Source organism: Leucobacter sp. NPDC015123 (assembly GCF_043080205.1).
Taxonomy (GTDB): Bacteria; Actinomycetota; Actinomycetes; order Actinomycetales; family Microbacteriaceae; genus Leucobacter; species Leucobacter aridicollis_A.
Window position 1 is genome coordinate 456,873 of record NZ_JBIBVH010000003.1, and the last position, 15,315, is coordinate 472,187.

Genomic DNA, 15,315 nt, shown 5'->3' on the forward strand with positions numbered 1-15,315 from the left:
TACAGGTTTACGACAGTGTGTCGAATGTGTATTTGCAGACATCGAAGTTTGGGGCAGACGTGCACCGCAGCAGACAGAATCCAGTCGCTCTCATCACCGGGGCAACCTCGGGCATTGGGGCCGAGATAGCTAGAAAACTGCACCTCGACGGGTTCACAGTTGCGATCAGCGGCCGCTCGGAGGAACGCGGAAATGCCCTGGCGCGCGATCTCGGCGCCGGCGCAACCTTCTTCAACTGCGATCTGCGCGCGCCCAACGCTCCACTCGCCCTTGTCTAGCAGGTCACACAGCTGCTTGGGCCACTTGACGTACTCGTAAACAACGCAGCCGTGGACCACACTAATGACCTCCTCGCAGTCACTGATGAGGAGATCCGCGAGACGTTTGAGTCCAACACGTTTGCGCCAATGAATCTCCTCATCGCCGCGGCGCGCAGCATGTCAGAGCACGGCACCGGAGGCGCGATCATCAACGTCACTTCGCGACTTGCGAGCATCGGCGTACCGACAATGGGCATTTACAGTGCGTCGAAAGGGGCAATGCTAGCGTTCACCAAAGCTGCGGCCGTCGAGCTCGCCCGCCACGACATTAGGGTCAACGCAGTTGCCCCGGGAATGACCCGCACGCCGCTCTACGATGAGTGGCTTGCCGCGCTTCCCTCCCCCGAGGCGGAAGCCGCGAAAGTGTCCGCCGCAATTCCGCTCGGAAGGATCGCTGAGACACAAGACGTCGCCTCGACCGTTGTGTTCCTCGCGAGTCCTGCCGCCGCATACCTCACCGGAGTGTCGATCCCGGTCGATGGCGGCTACCTCGCCCAATAGGGGCCACTCCCGCGCGCTCACTCGGTCACGACGCAAGCAGCGCCGCAACCACGTACCGCCAGACGCTTCCAAGTCGTCGGCCAGCGCACTGCCACGCATGGAACGCGTCCCCCTCTAGCCGGGTACTCAAGAGGCGGTGCGCCCCGGCGGTTCCCGGGAAGGCCCTGGCGGGCGGGCTCCGCTTCGACACCGGAGCGGCCCTTGAACGCGGACTGGCAAGCTGCTCAGCGAAGTAGCCCACATCTACCCGAGCTCGCGCTCAGTAAGCCCCACTGGTGATGCGCATCGCGCGCAGCACGCCAGATCCCGCGGGGCAGCAGTACTCCCCGGTACTGGTGGGACGCACAACAACGCTGCTCCCCAGCATCAGCCTGTCGGGCTGGCGCTGGGGAGCAGCGTGTCTCGGGAATATGCGTTACTTCATCAACTGCGGCAAGAAGGTGCTGATCTGCGGAACGAACGTGATAACCACGAGCACCGCGATGAGGGCAATGACGTACGGCAGCGCCGCAAGGCTCACCTTCTCGATTGACAGCCCGCTGATCGCCGAGGCGACGTTCAGGTTGTCGCCAACCGGTGGGGTCGCGAACCCAATCATCGAGGCCATGATCATGACGATACCGAAGTGCACCGGGTCCATTCCGAATCCAGTAACTACCGGAACCAGGATCGGCGCCATCAGAATGATGCCCGCAAGAGTCTCCATGAACATGCCCATAAAGAGCAACAGGGCAAGGATCACGAGGAGGATTATCCAGAAGGGCACCGCGAGCGTTCCAAGCCAGCCGGACACGAGCGCTGGCACACGCTCGACAGTCAGAATGCGCGCGTACGTTGACGCAGTCGCAATGATAACGAGGATCATGCCCGAGATTAGTAGCGTTGATTTGAACATCTGAGGGATGTCCGAGCGCTTCGCCTCGCGGTAGACGAGCGCGAGCACCACACTGTACGCGACAGCGATACCGGCTGCTTCTGTCGGCGTAAATACGCCGCCGTAGATACCACCCAGCACGACGATCGGCATGAGCAGCGTCCACTTGGCATCCCAGATTGCGCGACCCCGCTGCTTCCAGCTGGCCTTGGGTACCCCCGTACCAAAGCCACCCTTCTTTGCGTAGTAGCGACTCACGAAATACAACACAATGACGATGATGAGGCCAGGGACGAAGCCCGCCATGAACAGGTCGCCGATGGACGTGTTCGTGGTGATGCCGTAGATGACGAGCGGGATGCTTGGGGGAATGACGATACCAACGCCACCCGCGGTCGCGAGCACGCCGGCGCTGTAGCCACGGCTGTATCCCTCGCGAATCATCGAAGGGATCATGATTCCGCCGATTGCTGCGACCGTCGCGGGGCCCGACCCAGACAACATGGCGAACACGGTCGTCGCGAGCAGCGCCACCGCAGCGAGACCGCCGGTGATGTGCCCGACAAACGCCTTCGCGACGTCAATGAGCCTGCGCGACAGCCCGCCGTACTCCATGATCACGCCCGAGAGCACGAACAGCGGCACCGCGAGCAGCGGGTAGGAGTCAACGGCACCGAACATGGTCTGCGTGAGGTAGCTCACCGGGATGACGCCCGTAGCAAGCACGGCAAGCACCGAGGAGATACCAAGCGCGAACGCGATCGGCATGCCGATCACAAGCAGGAGCGCAAAAACGAGGAAGAGAATTGCGAGACCCATAATCAGTCGACCTCCACCTGGGACTTAGGGATGGGCTCGTTGGGGTGCTTCACGATGTCGACAAACGCGAGCACCGTGTGTTGCGCGACCCGGAACGACATGAGCAGCATGCCGAGCGTGAGCCCGAAGTAGACAAATGACATGGGAATCCGGGCGGCAGGCGACACTTGGCCGCTCGCGACCTGCTGGAGTACCTGCTGCCACGAGAGCACGAGCATGAGCAGCAGGAACGCGAGCCAGAGCACGAACACGACGATCCGGATCACGCGCTGCGCGATCGGGACTCTGGAGCCGATGAGATCAACGATGACGTTGAACCGAACGTGCCGCAGGTACTTCACCGCATAACTACCGGCAATCCAGACGAACCAGACGAGCGCGAATCGAGCAATCTCTTCTGACCAGACGAGCGGGGAGCCGAACAGGTAGCGCATGATGACCTGTGCAACCACGAGCACCGTGAAGATCACGAGCGCCGCGGATGCGAGATAGACCTCGACGTAGTCGTCGAGGTGACGCAGGATGCGTTTGAGCATGTGGATGGCTTTCTATAACAAACCGATGGGCGCTGGTAAGCCCGATGGGCCGGAGCCGGCATCGCACTCGATGCCGGCTCCGGAAGCGAATCGCTTACTTGATGGCGTCAAGGAAGGTGGTGTTGCCTGCCGCTTCGAGGATTGCCTTCAACTTCTCGGTGTCGACGTTTGCGGCGTTCGACGCATAGAACGGCACTGCCGCATCGATCCAAGCCTGGCGCTCGGCCTCATCAAGGTCGGCCACTGTGCCGCCATCTGCCTCGATCTTGCCGCGCACCTCACTGTTGATGCCAGCCTTCAACTCCCTGAGCTTGACGATCATGTCGTCCGCCGCCGTGGTAATGATCTCCTGATCTGCCTCGGGGAGTCCTTCCAGGAAGGACGAGCCGATGAGGATAACCTCCGGGTCGTAGATCCAGCGCAGCTCGGTGAGCTTCGCTGCAGGCTCAGTGAACTTCGCGGAGTAGAGCAACTCGTACGGGTTCTCAACGCCGTCAACGACTCCCTGCTGCAGGGCAGTGAAGACCTCCGGGAATGCCATTGGCGTTGGCGAGGCTCCGAGACTCTCCCAGAACGCGATGTGCATGGGAACCTGCATCGTGCGCAGCTTCTTGCCCTTGATCTGCTCTGGCGCCGTGATGGTTTCCTTGGTCATGGCGAGATTACGGAACCCGTTCTCTCCCCAACCGAGAGCGGTGAGCCCGCTTTCCTCAATGCCCTCGAGCATCGAGTCACCAATCTCACTATCGAGCACTTTGTACGCTGTCTCAGCGTCTTCGAAAATGAATGGGAAGTCGAAGACCTGGAGCGAGTCGTCAAAGTTTGCAAGAACACCAACAGACGGCGCAGTCATCTCCAGGTTGCCTGCCTGCACAGCCTCGATCATCTCGCGCTCGCCACCCAGTTGGCTGTCAGGGTACACCTCGACCGTGATGCGCCCGTCAGAGCGCTCGCTCACGAGTTCTGCGAAGTAGTCGTACGCCTGGTTCTGCGTATCCCCGGCAGAGATGACGTTGCCGAACTTGATTGTGTAGCTCTCACCCTCGGATTTGCCTGCGCCGCTGTCACCAGCTGGCGCGCACGCGGCCAGGCTGAGCGCCGCAACAATCCCGAGTGCCACTGCACCCTTGCGGTAGAACATTGTGGGGAACCTCCATTGGTCTCTGTGGCCGACTATCGGCCATCAGCGTTCGGGGCTCACAACATCGGTGAAGCCGCCCCGCTCGCAAGTTATACTGTAATACAGTCTTGCGATTGTCGTGACCATTTTTTCAAACTTCCGCGAATCGTTACCAAACTCCTGCCCGTCGACCGCCACATGCGCCCGGGGTCGGACCGCGGGGATCCGGCAGCACCAGCACAAGCCGCTGCATCCGAAACCAACACGAGTCCCTGCCTCACGAAACCGCTCCCAAAAGACGGGCGCCAAGAACAGCTAGCCTGTGTTACTGTAATACAGTTAGAGAGTCGCGACACAGAGTTGTTTCTCCCGACTTCTCAACGTCACGAGCACTACGACAGTGAAAGGCGGCTCACAGCGTGACCACGCAAGATCGCACGGTAAGGCAGTACCGCATCGCTAGCATCCCTGGCGACGGTATAGGCCCCGAGGTAGTGGACGTCTCTCGAGTCGTCCTCGACGGGGTCTCCCGGCAAGAGGGATTCAGTATCGACTGGGAAGAGCACCCCTGGGGTTCCGCGTTCTACCGCGCTACCGGAGAGATGATGCCTGGAGATGGCCTTGACCTCCTCAGCGGCACCGACGCGATCTTCTTTGGAGCGGTTGGCGACCCGGGGCTCTCAGATGCGCTCACGTTGTGGGGCCTACTCATTCCGATTCGACGCGAGTTCGATCAGTACATCAATCTCCGGCCAGTGCGGTACGTACCCGGACTCCGCACTCCCCTGCACAACGCGGCCGGCATAGACCTGATGATTGTTCGTGAGAACTCAGAAGGAGAATACTCAGAGATCGGTGGCCGCTTCGCAGCCGGCACTCCCTTTGAATTCGCCACACAAGAGGCTATTTTTAGCCGCCGGGGCGTCTCACGGGTCGTTGAGTACGCAGCCGATCTCGCACACCGTAGAAGCGGAAAAGTCACCAGCGCGACCAAGTCCAACGGCATCATTCACACAATGACGTTTTGGGACGAGATCGCAGGCGAGGTCGCCGAACAGCACACGAATCTGGAGTGGCGCAGCGTGCTCATCGACGCGCTGTCAGCAGAGCTCGTGCTCCGACCGCAGTCACACGACGTGATCGTCTGCTCGAACCTATTCGGGGACATCCTGTCAGACCTGGCATCAGCAACGATCGGATCGCTCGGAATTGCGGCCTCGGGCAACATCAACCCCGCGGGAGATACGCCGTCGATGTTCGAGTCAGTGCACGGCTCGGCCCCCGACATCGCTGGTAAGGGTATTGCGAATCCGTTCGCCCAACTCGGCTCCGGCGTCATGATGCTTGAACACTTGGGCGAACACCACGCTGCCGAGCGCATTCGGACGGCCATGGACGCGCTCGTCGCATCTGGCGAAACCACGCCCGACATCGGCGGTTCGCTTCGCACCGGCGAGGTGCAGGACGCACTTCTCCGCGAACTCGGCATCTAACCACTTCACGCCACGACTCCCCCGTTTCACAAAGGAAGAACCAATGACACGCACCCCATCGCTGTGGAGCGCTCAAGCCCACATCCCCTCGATTGTCGGCAACCAGATTGTCGTGGCTCACGCCGAGGGCTCGTATCTCACGACTGCCACCGGTCAGCGACTGTTCGACGGCACCGCAGGGCTGTGGCACACAAACATCGGCCACAGTCGCGAGGAGATGGCGCAGGTCGCCTACGATCAGATGCGCAAGCTCGAGACCTATCATGTCTTCGGCCGGTACGTGAACGACCGCGCGGTTGAACTCGCAGAAAAGCTCGTTGAGATCGGACCAATCGCCGATTCAAAGGTCATTCTTAACAGCGGCGGATCCGATTCGATCGATGTTGCGTGCAAGCTAGCGCGCCGATACTGGACGCTGACGGGCAAGCCCGAGAAGCGGGTCATCATTAGCCGCGAGCACGCGTACCACGGCCTCCATGCCTACGGCACGAGCGTCGCAGGTCTCGATTTCAATCGGGATGGTTTCGGAGTTGATTCTCTCGTCCCCGACACCGTTCGTGTGCCGAAGCATGACATTGCTGCGCTCCAGGCAGAGATTGAGCGCATTGGCGCGAAAAACATCGCAGCGTACATCGCCGAGCCGGTGATGGGCACAGGCGGAGTCCACCCACCCCAGGATGGCTACTTCGAGGAAGTGGCTCGGCTCTGCAAGGCGCACGACATTCTCTTCATCGCAGACGAAGTCATCACCGGTTTCGGCCGAACTGGGTCGATGTTTGCGACTACTCGGTACGGCCTCGAACCCGACATCGTCACGTTCGCAAAGGGCGTGACCTCGGGCTACGCGGCACTCGGCGGCATCTACGTAGCACCTCGCTTGTGGGCCCCGTTCTTTGAGCGCGGTTCGGACAGCCCTATCTACAGGCACGGCACCACGTACTCCGGTCACGCTACCGCGTCTGCCATCGCGCTGAAGAACATCGAGATCCTGGAACGCGAGGAGCTCGTCGAGGCTGCGGGCTCGCTCGAAAGCACCTTGGAAACACTGCTCGCCGATCTCAACTCGCACGAGCTCGTCACCGAGACCCGCGTCGGCGGGTTCCTCGGAGGGGTCTCACTTGCAGAGTCGGTGAGCGCCGAAGCCGTGACCAACGCAGTTCTCGACCTGGGGTTCATCACCCGACCGCTCAACGGCAACACGATCCAGATTAGCCCGCCATTTATCGCGACACCGCAGGAGCTCACCGACCTCGTCGGCGCGATTCGCACAGTCCTCGACCGCAACTAACCCTCAGCACCACACCCCAAGGAGTCACCATGACCGTGCTACGCGCATCCGCAGAGCGCCTCGCAGCTTCAACCGCCGCACTCGAAACCCTCCCCGGTTTCGCAAACCATGAGCCCAGCGCAGATGAGTTTGCCGTGCTCGACCCGTCTACAGAGCAGCGAATTGCGACCCTCCCGAGCTACTCCGCCGAATACGCGGTCGAGCAGGTCGCGATCGCCGACGAGGCCGGGCGCGCATGGGCGGCAACCACGCCTCGCTACCGGTCCGACGTACTGCACAGCGTCTACGCTCATCTCATGGCCAACCGCGACAGGCTCGCATTCGTCATCAGTCGCGAGATGGGCAAGACGCTTGCCGAGGCGCAGGGCGAAGTCCAGTACGCATCTGACTACGTTCGCTGGTACGCAGACGAGTTGCTCCGACCCGCAGGCGGGTACCGCGAGAACCCGGCTGGCGGTTCGACGATCCTCACCAAGCGTGCTCCCGTCGGTCTCGCCTTGCTCATCGCCCCGTGGAACTTCCCCATGGCCATGATTACTCGCAAGATCGCCCCCGCGCTCGCTGCGGGCTGCGGGTCTGTGATCAAGCCTGCCGGACTCACCCCGCTCACCACGCTTCTCACCGTCGAGCTCATGGCGGAGGCTGGCGTGCCGCGAGAGCTCATGCGGATCGTCACAACGAAGAACCCCGGGCCGTTCAGCGAGGCCGTTCTCGGTGACCCGCGAGTTCGCAAAATCTCATTCACTGGTTCCACCGAGGTCGGTTCGACGCTTATGGGCCTCGCCGCCAAGAACATCGTCAAGAGTTCGATGGAGCTCGGCGGCAACGCACCGGTGCTCGTGTTCGACGATGCCGACCTGGAGCGGGCTGTCGAGGGCGTGTTCCTCGCAAAGATGCGAAACGGTGGCCAGTCATGCGTAGCGGCGAACCGGATCTTCGTGCAGGACGGGATCGCCGACGCGTTCGCCGAAGCATTGGCTGAGAAGATGGCAAGCGTTCAGCTCGGAGACGCCGTCGCAGAAGGAGCCGACCTGGGACCTGTCATCGACCGCCGCGCAGTCGACCGTCTGACCGCGCTCGTCGCAGACGCGACCGATCGCGGCGCCGAGCTTCGCGCAGGTGGCGCAGCGCCCGACGAGCCGGGCTACTTCTTCGAGGCGACACTGCTTGACAGGGTGCCCGGCGACTCAGACATCGCGAACACTGAGATTTTCGGACCGGTCGCGGCAATGAGCCGCTTTGGCTCGGAGGACGAGGCAATCGCGCTCGCCAACGGAACGCCTTTCGGGCTTGCCGGATACGTCTTCACCGAAAGCCTCGACCGGGCTCTCAACGTCGCCGACAGGCTCGAGACCGGGCTTGTCGGCATCAACAACGGCGTGCCGTCAAACGTCGCCGCGCCCTTCGGCGGCATGAAGCAGTCGGGACTTGGCCGCGAGGGCAGCCACGAGGGGCTCGAAGAGTACCAGGAGATCCGTTTCTACAACATCGCACGCCGAGACACCGCTTAGTTCGGCAACGAAGCCATCTCAACACATCTCAGAACAGGAGAACCCACTATGTCCAACAGCTATCCCAATCGCGTGACGACGGCGGTCCCCGGGCCTCGGTCGCAGAGTGCTCACGCAGCGCGTCAGCAGCATGTCTCGGCCTCCGTCGGGTCGTACATGCCGATCTACATTGAACGGGCCGACGGATCGATCCTGACCGATCTCGACGGAAACGAGTTCATCGACTTCGGGTGCGGCATTGGTGTCACGTCGCTCGGCCACGCAAATGAGGCGGCAGTCGGCGCGATGCGCGAGCAGCTCGAGGCATTCACGCACACGCTGTTCACTGTCACCCCGTACGAGCTCTACACGGAGGTCGCGCGCCTCCTCGGCGAGATCACGCCGGGAGACTTCGCGAAGAAGTCGGTGCTCAGCACGACCGGCGCCGAGGCGATCGAGAACGCAGTAAAGATCGCGCGATCCTTCACCCGCCGCAACGGTATCGCGGTTGTCGAGCACGGCTACCACGGCCGCACAAATCTCACACTCGGCATGAACTACAAGGCACAGCCGTATTCAACCGGAGTCGGCCCGCGCGCCGGCGAGATCTACCGTGTACCGAACTCCTACCCGTTCCGCGATGGTGAACAAGACGGGTCGGTCATCGCGCGGAAGGCCATCAAGACGCTCGAGAAGATCTCAGGCGCAGACAACCTCGCCTGCCTCGTGATCGAGCCGATTCAGGGCGAGGGGGGCATCGTCGTACCCGCTCCTGGCTACCTCGAGACGCTGCAGGCGTGGTGCGCCGACAACGGCATTGTTGTGATCGCCGACGAGATCCAGACCGGGCTCGGGCGTACAGGCAAGCTGTTTGCGAGCGAGCACTTCGGGTTTGTCCCCGACCTCGTCGTCACCGCAAAGGCGATTGGCGCAGGTATTCCACTGTCGGCCGTGACCGGCCGCGCAGATATCATGGACGCGATTCCCGCAGGCGGGTTGAGCGGCACCTACAGCGGCAACCCTGTCGCCTGCGCGGCCGCGATCGAGGTACTCTCGCAGCTCACCGCTCCGGGCGCAATGGACCGCACAACCGAGATCGGCGAGCGGCTGCGCGCGGGTCTCGCTCAGCTCCAGGAGAAGTACCCGGTGATCGGAGACGTCCGCGGCCACGGCGCCCTGTTTGGCATCGAGCTTGTCGACGCCGATGGCGAGCCCAACGCCCCGGCGTTTGCCACTGTCAGCCAGGCCGCGCTTGCGAACGGCCTGCTGGTCATGGCGGGTGGCAGCGACGGTCACGTCCTGCGCCTGCTCCCGCAGGTGAACATCAGCGACGAGCTCATCGACGAGGCTCTGAGCATTCTCGATACTGCGTTCTCTGCCCTGTAGCACCGCAATCACACGTTGGGGCGTTCACCGGGGTCCCGGTGAACGCCCCAACGTGCTCGCGAGAGCATGGCGAGACACGCGTCGCGTCAGCTAGTTTCTCCCGGTGACGACGTCCGCGATCGTTGCGATGGGCGATGTAGTGCGTCGTCCGCGATCCTCCGCCGTGTCAGCGACCCCGTATGCCGCGTAGAGCCCCTTGGTGGCGATCCAGCGCAGCGGCTCCGGCTCCCACTTGCGCACCCGGTGCCCAACCCACGGCAGGTCTGTGAGATCCGAGTCGTTGCCGAGGATGAGATCCGCGAGGGTCCGACCGGCGAGGTTGGTAGTCGTCACACCCGTTCCCACGTACCCTCCTCCCCAGGCGAGACCCGTCGCGCGATCGAGCCCGACTGTCGCTGCCCAGTCCCGAGGCACCCCGAGCACGCCAGACCAGAGGTGCTCGATCTCCGCCCCTGCAGTCGCGGGAAAGAACCGCTGCATGATCGCCGCCAGCGTCCGCGCAGTTTCGGGCGGCGTCTCACCATCAAGGTCAACGCCCGATCCCCACTTGTAGGGCACACCGCGACCTCCGATCGCGATGCGGTCGTCAGCGGTGCGCTGCGCATACATGTAGACGTGTGCGAAGTCGCCGAGCACCTCACCGTTGTCCCAGCCGAGCTCATCCCAGACGGCTGCGTCCAGCGGCTCGGTCGCGATGAGCGACGAGTTCATTGGTAGCCACAGGCGCTTGAGCCCCTTCAATCCTGCAGTGAACCCTTCGGTCGCGCGCACCACAATCTCGGCGGTGACCACTCCGTGAGTCGTACGCACGTTGCCCGGGGTGATCTCGACAGCGCGCGTGTTCTCGTAGATTTCGACGCCGAGCCGCTCAACCGCGTCAGCAAGGCCTTTCACGAGTTTCGCGGGCTGTATCCGTGCCGAGTGGGGATGCCAGACCGCCGCGCGAGTGTTCGCTACGTTGATCTTCGCCATGGCCTCGGGCGCTTCGAGTAGCTGCAAATCCGTCGAGCGCCACGTCTGCTCGGACGCTGCAAACGCACGGATCCTGGCTTCTTGCGCCGGGGTGTAGGCGACGTTGAACTCGCCACCCTTCTGAATGTCGGCGTCGATGCCTTCGTGCGCGGCGACGCGGATCACCTCGTCAACCGTCGCGTTCATCGCGAGCTGAAAGCGCTCGGCCGCATCACGCCCGTGCTCGGCGACGTATTGCTCGCGTCCACCGGTGATGGCGTTCGTGAGCCAGCCCCCATTTCGGCCCGAGGCGCCGTAGCCAACGTGGCGCTGCTCAACGATGACGACTCGAAGGTCAGGGCGCCGCTGTTTGAGGTAGTACGCGGTCCACAGTCCGGTGTAGCCCGCTCCAACGATGGCGACGTCTGCGGCGAGCGCGCCGGGCAGTTCCGGCCGGGCCGCCGGCACCCCAACCTGCTGCCACCAGTGAGAAACCTTGCCGTTGATCATATGCTGTCCTGCTCGATTCGTTCCCCGCACGCCACTGTGCGACAGGCAACAGCGTAGCCTGGGGGTATGCCTACCCGCTACGAAGCCGCGATCCATCTCGATATTCCTTTGGAAATGGCAAAGCGCCACGGGATTCCCTCGCAGATCAGCAAGGTCGAGCTCGAGAAGATCGCCGCCGACCCGCCGGCCTGGCTCGTTCAGTCGCGGGCAAACCGCACCGGGAAGAAGCCGGTCTGGCAGACGCTCACGTGTGCGGTCTGCGGCGTGGAGGAGATCACCCGCCCGAAGAAGTGGTGGCCCGTCTTCTCGCTCCTCGCGTGCGACACCCACGAGGCAGGTGAACTGCCCCAGCCAGTCGTGGGAGCAGAGCGCTCATTCGTCTATGGTGTTGGTACTAGCTTCTTCGGTGTCGTTGACGCCGCCCCGTCGGCAGGGAGCCATTCGGGAACGTGACACTCGCGAAGGACGCGCCCTAGGGTGTGGTCATGTACCCAGACATTATGTTCTTCGCCCGCACGTTGTTCGTGCAGCTCTTCATTTTTGCTCTCATCGGCGCCGCCCTCTGGGTGATTATCAGGACTGCCGTGCTTTCGGCCCTTCGAAAGCACGCAGCTGAGCAACACGCTCTGCATGGCCCGACTCCTGGGCCGACTCCTGGGCCGACTCCTGGACAGGAGCGTTCGAGCGCATAGCGCCGCTCACAGCAGCGCTGCCTCCAGCAGAATCGCTCGACCGTTGCTGCGGAGGGAGCGAGGCTTGAGGCATGAGCGAATCATCTCAGCCACCACTCTTCACCGACCCGTACCGACGCGAACTGTTCGAGCGCCGCGTGCTCGTACTCGACGGCGAACTCAACGATGACAACGGCGTGCTGCTCGCGACCCAGCTTGTCGCACTCTCGGCCGCAGACCATTCCGCGGACATCGCGCTGTGGATTCACTCGCCGGGCGGCTCGGTGCCTGCGATGCTTGCGATCCGTGATCTGATCCGGATCATTCCAAACGACGTCTCAACCCTCGCGCTCGGGATCGCCTACAGCGCGGGTCAGTTCCTGCTCACGGCAGGCACCCGCGGAAAGCGCTTGGCGCTCCCCCATTCCCGCATTCTCATGCACCAGGGTTCGGCGGGAATTGGCGGCACCACTGTCGATGTCGAGCTTCAGGCTGCGCACCTTCGGCACACCCGCGACACAGTCCTCGGTCTCACGAGCGCCGACACCGGCCAGCCGCTTGACAGGATCTTCGAGGATTCCCTTCACGACCACTGGTACACGGCTGCGGAGGGGGTTGAGTATGGCTTCATCGACGGCATTGTTGCGTCGTTCGACGAGGTGATGCCGAGCACGACAGCGCATGCTGGATTCTCACGTGACAGAAGTGCACGCGCACACGAGACCCCGGAGGGTACACGATGAGCGAGAGCTACACGATTCCAAACGTTGTCTCGCAGAGCCCGCGTGGAGATCGCATAATGGACGTCTACTCGCACCTGCTCGGAGAACGAATCATTTACCTCGGCACCCCCATCGACGCCGGTGTGGCGAACGCAGTCATCGCCCAGCTCCTCTATCTTGACGCCGGTGGCGCCGAGTCAGACATCAACATCTACATCAATTGCGCGGGCGGCGACCCGAGCGCCATGCTCGCGATCTACGACACCATGCGTTACGTGCGGGCGCCCATCGCCACGACCTGCGTCGGCCAGGCGGTCGGGGTCGGAGCGGTGCTGCTCGCTGCGGGAGCCGCCGGGAGGCGCATGGCGCTGCCTCACACCCGCGTGATCCTCCATCAGCCCAGTAATGAGGGCAGGCGCGGGACGATCCCTGACCTCATCTTGCAGGCTGACGAGGCGGTGCGCCTGCGCGCAGACCTCGAGAGTGTGCTCGCGGCGCACTCCGGGCAGTCGACTGAAAAGCTGCGGCGCGACACCGACCATGACCGTGTCTTCACGGCGACCGAGGCGCTTGAGTATGGCCTCCTCGATCGGATCATCGTCGAGAGATAGTCTCAGCGCACGACGGGGTCGTTCGGGGCGCTCTTGTCAGCCTATGCGGCGAGCGCGAGCACAGGGGCTAGTGATGTTAGACGGGCAGAACGTGCAACTGAACGTGGAGCGGGCGACCCGCTGATTACAGACACGGCGGCCACTGATCCGGATCTGGCCTCCCCGACCCGCAACGCTTCCGTGACGGCGAGCGTCAGATCGAGGAGGGTAACCTCGAGCGCGCCGGCGACGGCCTCGATCATCTCGCTCGAGGGATCCTTGCTCCCCCGCTCCATCTCTGAAAGATACTGGGGCGATACGCCGGCTCGCTTCGCAGTGTCGCTGAGCGTCTCTCCGCGATCGTGGCGGAGCCTGCGCATCTCCGCCCCAAGCATATGGCGCCACAAGGGCAGTGGACTCTTGGCGCCAGTAGCGGGGGCATCCCTCCCATGAACTGGGCGTCCGGTCACCAGCCGGCGCGGACTATGCCGCACCGTCTCGCGAGGCCCGCCAGACTCTCGAAGCTCGGCAGCCCTTCGAAGCCCGGCTGCCCCTCGGTTCCAGGCCATCTCTCGATGCCCGGCCATATCTCGATGTCCGGCCAGGTCTGTGGGAGCGCTCTCGGTCATACCTGATCGTAGTCACGAGAGCCGCTCGCACCGAGGCCTCTCCGCCCAGAGCAGAATCCTCGCGAGCCTGGGCTCGTTGCGCGCCGGGCGGCGCAACATGCCGCAAGCCGCCCAGTTGGGGCGGGCACACTGGCAGACTGAAGCCATGGTGCAGACATTTACGGTCACAACGCGCGCCCGGGTCCCCATCGAAGACCTCTTTGACGCAGCGCTCAGCGTCGACTCCCACGTTGCGTCGATGGCGGCGACAGGCGAGCGGGCGATCGCTGGGGTCACATCGGGTGTCATGCGGCTCGGCGACAGCGTCACCTGGCGAGGCCGCCACTTTGGGATCTGGTTCACAATGACCTCACGCATCACCCATCTCGACCGCCCGAACGTCTTCGTCGACGAGCAGCAGCGCGGGCCATTCAAACACTTCCGACACGTGCACCGGTTCGAGCGCGAAGGTGAGCTCGTAGTCATGCACGACACCATCACGGTCGCGTCGCCGGTGTTCGGGGCGTTCGCCGAGCGCCTCGTGCTCGTGCCGCACCTGCGCAGGCTTATTCGCGACAGGGGCGAGCATCTCGCAGGCTCGCTCACAATACGCCCATAGCCTCACGCACGTCGCGCTACCCTATGAGGCATGGTGCACGCAGATCACACGTTCACGCACGGCGACTACACGATGAAGTTCTCGAGCTACCCTGGCCCGACTTCGCGTACGTTCGTACTGATCCACGGAATCGGCATGGGGCGCATCGTGTTCGACGAGGTGGCTGAGGTTTTGAGCGTTCAGGGCGGGGTGCTGGTGCCCGACTTACCAGGATTTGGTGACTCGCCCGAGCCCGGGACTGAGGCAACGATCCAGGACAATGCCGATCTCATTGAGCGATTCATCGCGAGCCAGGCGACTGGCGACGTCACGCTCGTCGGCCACTCAATGGGAACGCAGATCGTGGCCGAGGTTGCGAAGCAATTCCCTGGGAGCATCGACACGCTCGCGCTCATCGCCCCAACAATCAACAGGCACGAGCGAAGCGCCACCAAGCAGGCCGCACGCATGGTCCAAGACCTCTACGGAGAGTCACCAAAGGTGCTCGTGGAGGGCGTTGTCGAGTACGCGAAAACGAGCCCCTTGTGGTTCGCAAACAAGTTGCGGCTCATGCTCGACCACGAGATCGAGAACGTGTGCCCGGATATCGCCACCCCGACGCTCGTCATGCGCGGCGAAACTGATCACGTGTGTCCACGGGACTGGGTGCAGGAGGTAGCCGCCGCACTCCCCGATTCCGAGTACGAGGAGATTCCGGATCGCGGGCATGAGGCAGTCATCAAAAGCCCGGAACCCGTGGCGTCCATGATCCTCGAGTTTGTCGCGCGCCGCGCGCACCGCAGCCGCCACACTAGTTAACCACCTAATAGTATGGTCC

At 62.9% G+C, this 15,315-nt stretch carries 15 protein-coding genes and 1 pseudogene; 11 read left to right on the forward strand and 5 right to left on the reverse strand.

All coding sequences use genetic code 11. From position 1 onward, the window contains the following. Nucleotides 1-59: 59 nt before the first annotated feature. Nucleotides 60-821: pseudogene (locus tag ACF07D_RS08875) on the forward strand (SDR family NAD(P)-dependent oxidoreductase). Between the two features lie 415 nt (nt 822-1,236). Here the strand turns inward: ACF07D_RS08875 and ACF07D_RS08880 are convergent. The 3 genes from ACF07D_RS08880 to ACF07D_RS08890 form a co-directional block, all read right to left on the reverse strand. Further along, on the reverse strand, nt 1,237-2,514 hold the full coding sequence (locus tag ACF07D_RS08880; protein WP_119284014.1) for a TRAP transporter large permease: 1,278 nt from the start codon (nt 2,512-2,514) through the stop codon (nt 1,237-1,239). 2 nt (nt 2,515-2,516) lie between these two features. Then, on the reverse strand, nt 2,517-3,050 hold the full coding sequence (locus tag ACF07D_RS08885) for a TRAP transporter small permease (RefSeq protein ID WP_119284015.1): 534 nt from the start codon (nt 3,048-3,050) through the stop codon (nt 2,517-2,519). Nucleotides 3,051-3,144: 94 nt separating this feature from the next. Beyond that, entirely contained in the window at nt 3,145-4,191 is a 1,047-nt protein-coding gene (locus ACF07D_RS08890) for a TRAP transporter substrate-binding protein (protein WP_391504645.1), read from the reverse strand. A gap of 398 nt (nt 4,192-4,589) precedes the next feature. On the opposite strand from ACF07D_RS08890, the gene ACF07D_RS08895 reads away from it, so the two are divergent. The 4 genes from ACF07D_RS08895 to ACF07D_RS08910 are packed head-to-tail and all read left to right on the forward strand — an operon-like array spanning nt 4,590 to nt 9,827. After that, the gene (locus tag ACF07D_RS08895) at nt 4,590-5,663 is read left to right on the forward strand and encodes an isocitrate/isopropylmalate dehydrogenase family protein (RefSeq protein ID WP_391504646.1); all 1,074 of its coding nucleotides are present in this window, start codon (nt 4,590-4,592) and stop codon (nt 5,661-5,663) included. A gap of 43 nt (nt 5,664-5,706) precedes the next feature. Further along, nucleotides 5,707-6,951 carry an aspartate aminotransferase family protein gene (locus ACF07D_RS08900; protein ID WP_391504647.1) on the forward strand — a complete coding sequence of 415 codons (1,245 nt, stop codon included), beginning with the start codon at nt 5,707-5,709 and terminating at the stop codon, nt 6,949-6,951. 29 nt (nt 6,952-6,980) lie between these two features. Continuing rightward, a complete protein-coding gene (locus ACF07D_RS08905) occupies nt 6,981-8,462 on the forward strand; it encodes an NAD-dependent succinate-semialdehyde dehydrogenase (protein WP_391504648.1) in 1,482 nt (493 codons plus the stop codon). A gap of 48 nt (nt 8,463-8,510) precedes the next feature. After that, nucleotides 8,511-9,827: an aminotransferase class III-fold pyridoxal phosphate-dependent enzyme gene (locus ACF07D_RS08910; protein ID WP_391504649.1), complete on the forward strand. Its 1,317-nt coding sequence runs from the start codon at nt 8,511-8,513 to the stop codon at nt 9,825-9,827. A 90-nt stretch (nt 9,828-9,917) separates the two neighbouring features. Here ACF07D_RS08910 and ACF07D_RS08915 read toward each other — a convergent pair whose 3' ends face one another. Next, nucleotides 9,918-11,288 (reverse strand): FAD-binding oxidoreductase, encoded by a 1,371-nt coding sequence (locus ACF07D_RS08915; protein WP_119284021.1) that lies wholly within the window; start codon nt 11,286-11,288, stop codon nt 9,918-9,920. A 66-nt stretch (nt 11,289-11,354) separates the two neighbouring features. Between ACF07D_RS08915 and ACF07D_RS08920 the strand changes: the two genes are divergently transcribed. From ACF07D_RS08920 to ACF07D_RS08935, 4 genes are all read left to right on the forward strand, one after another. Further along, complete coding sequence (locus tag ACF07D_RS08920) at nt 11,355-11,741, forward strand: hypothetical protein (protein WP_119284022.1); 387 nt, start codon at nt 11,355-11,357, stop codon at nt 11,739-11,741. A gap of 32 nt (nt 11,742-11,773) precedes the next feature. Next, a complete protein-coding gene (locus ACF07D_RS08925) occupies nt 11,774-11,980 on the forward strand; it encodes a hypothetical protein (protein ID WP_391504650.1) in 207 nt (68 codons plus the stop codon). 71 nt (nt 11,981-12,051) lie between these two features. Next, nucleotides 12,052-12,702 carry a ClpP family protease gene (locus tag ACF07D_RS08930; protein ID WP_391504651.1) on the forward strand — a complete coding sequence of 217 codons (651 nt, stop codon included), beginning with the start codon at nt 12,052-12,054 and terminating at the stop codon, nt 12,700-12,702. Then, nucleotides 12,699-13,292, forward strand: a complete 594-nt coding sequence (locus tag ACF07D_RS08935; protein ID WP_119284025.1) for an ATP-dependent Clp protease proteolytic subunit — start codon at nt 12,699-12,701, stop codon at nt 13,290-13,292. Before ACF07D_RS08930 ends, ACF07D_RS08935 begins: the two co-directional genes overlap by 4 nt. A 41-nt stretch (nt 13,293-13,333) precedes the next feature. Here ACF07D_RS08935 and ACF07D_RS08940 read toward each other — a convergent pair whose 3' ends face one another. After that, nucleotides 13,334-13,651 carry a helix-turn-helix domain-containing protein gene (locus ACF07D_RS08940; protein ID WP_391504652.1) on the reverse strand — a complete coding sequence of 106 codons (318 nt, stop codon included), beginning with the start codon at nt 13,649-13,651 and terminating at the stop codon, nt 13,334-13,336. Between the two features lie 394 nt (nt 13,652-14,045). On the opposite strand from ACF07D_RS08940, the gene ACF07D_RS08945 reads away from it, so the two are divergent. Together ACF07D_RS08945 and ACF07D_RS08950 are read left to right on the forward strand one after the other, a co-directional pair. Next, nucleotides 14,046-14,498 (forward strand): cyclase, encoded by a 453-nt coding sequence (locus ACF07D_RS08945; RefSeq protein ID WP_391504653.1) that lies wholly within the window; start codon nt 14,046-14,048, stop codon nt 14,496-14,498. A gap of 30 nt (nt 14,499-14,528) precedes the next feature. Further along, on the forward strand, nt 14,529-15,296 hold the full coding sequence (locus ACF07D_RS08950) for an alpha/beta fold hydrolase (protein ID WP_391504654.1): 768 nt from the start codon (nt 14,529-14,531) through the stop codon (nt 15,294-15,296). The last annotated feature ends 19 nt before the right edge of the window (nt 15,297-15,315 follow it).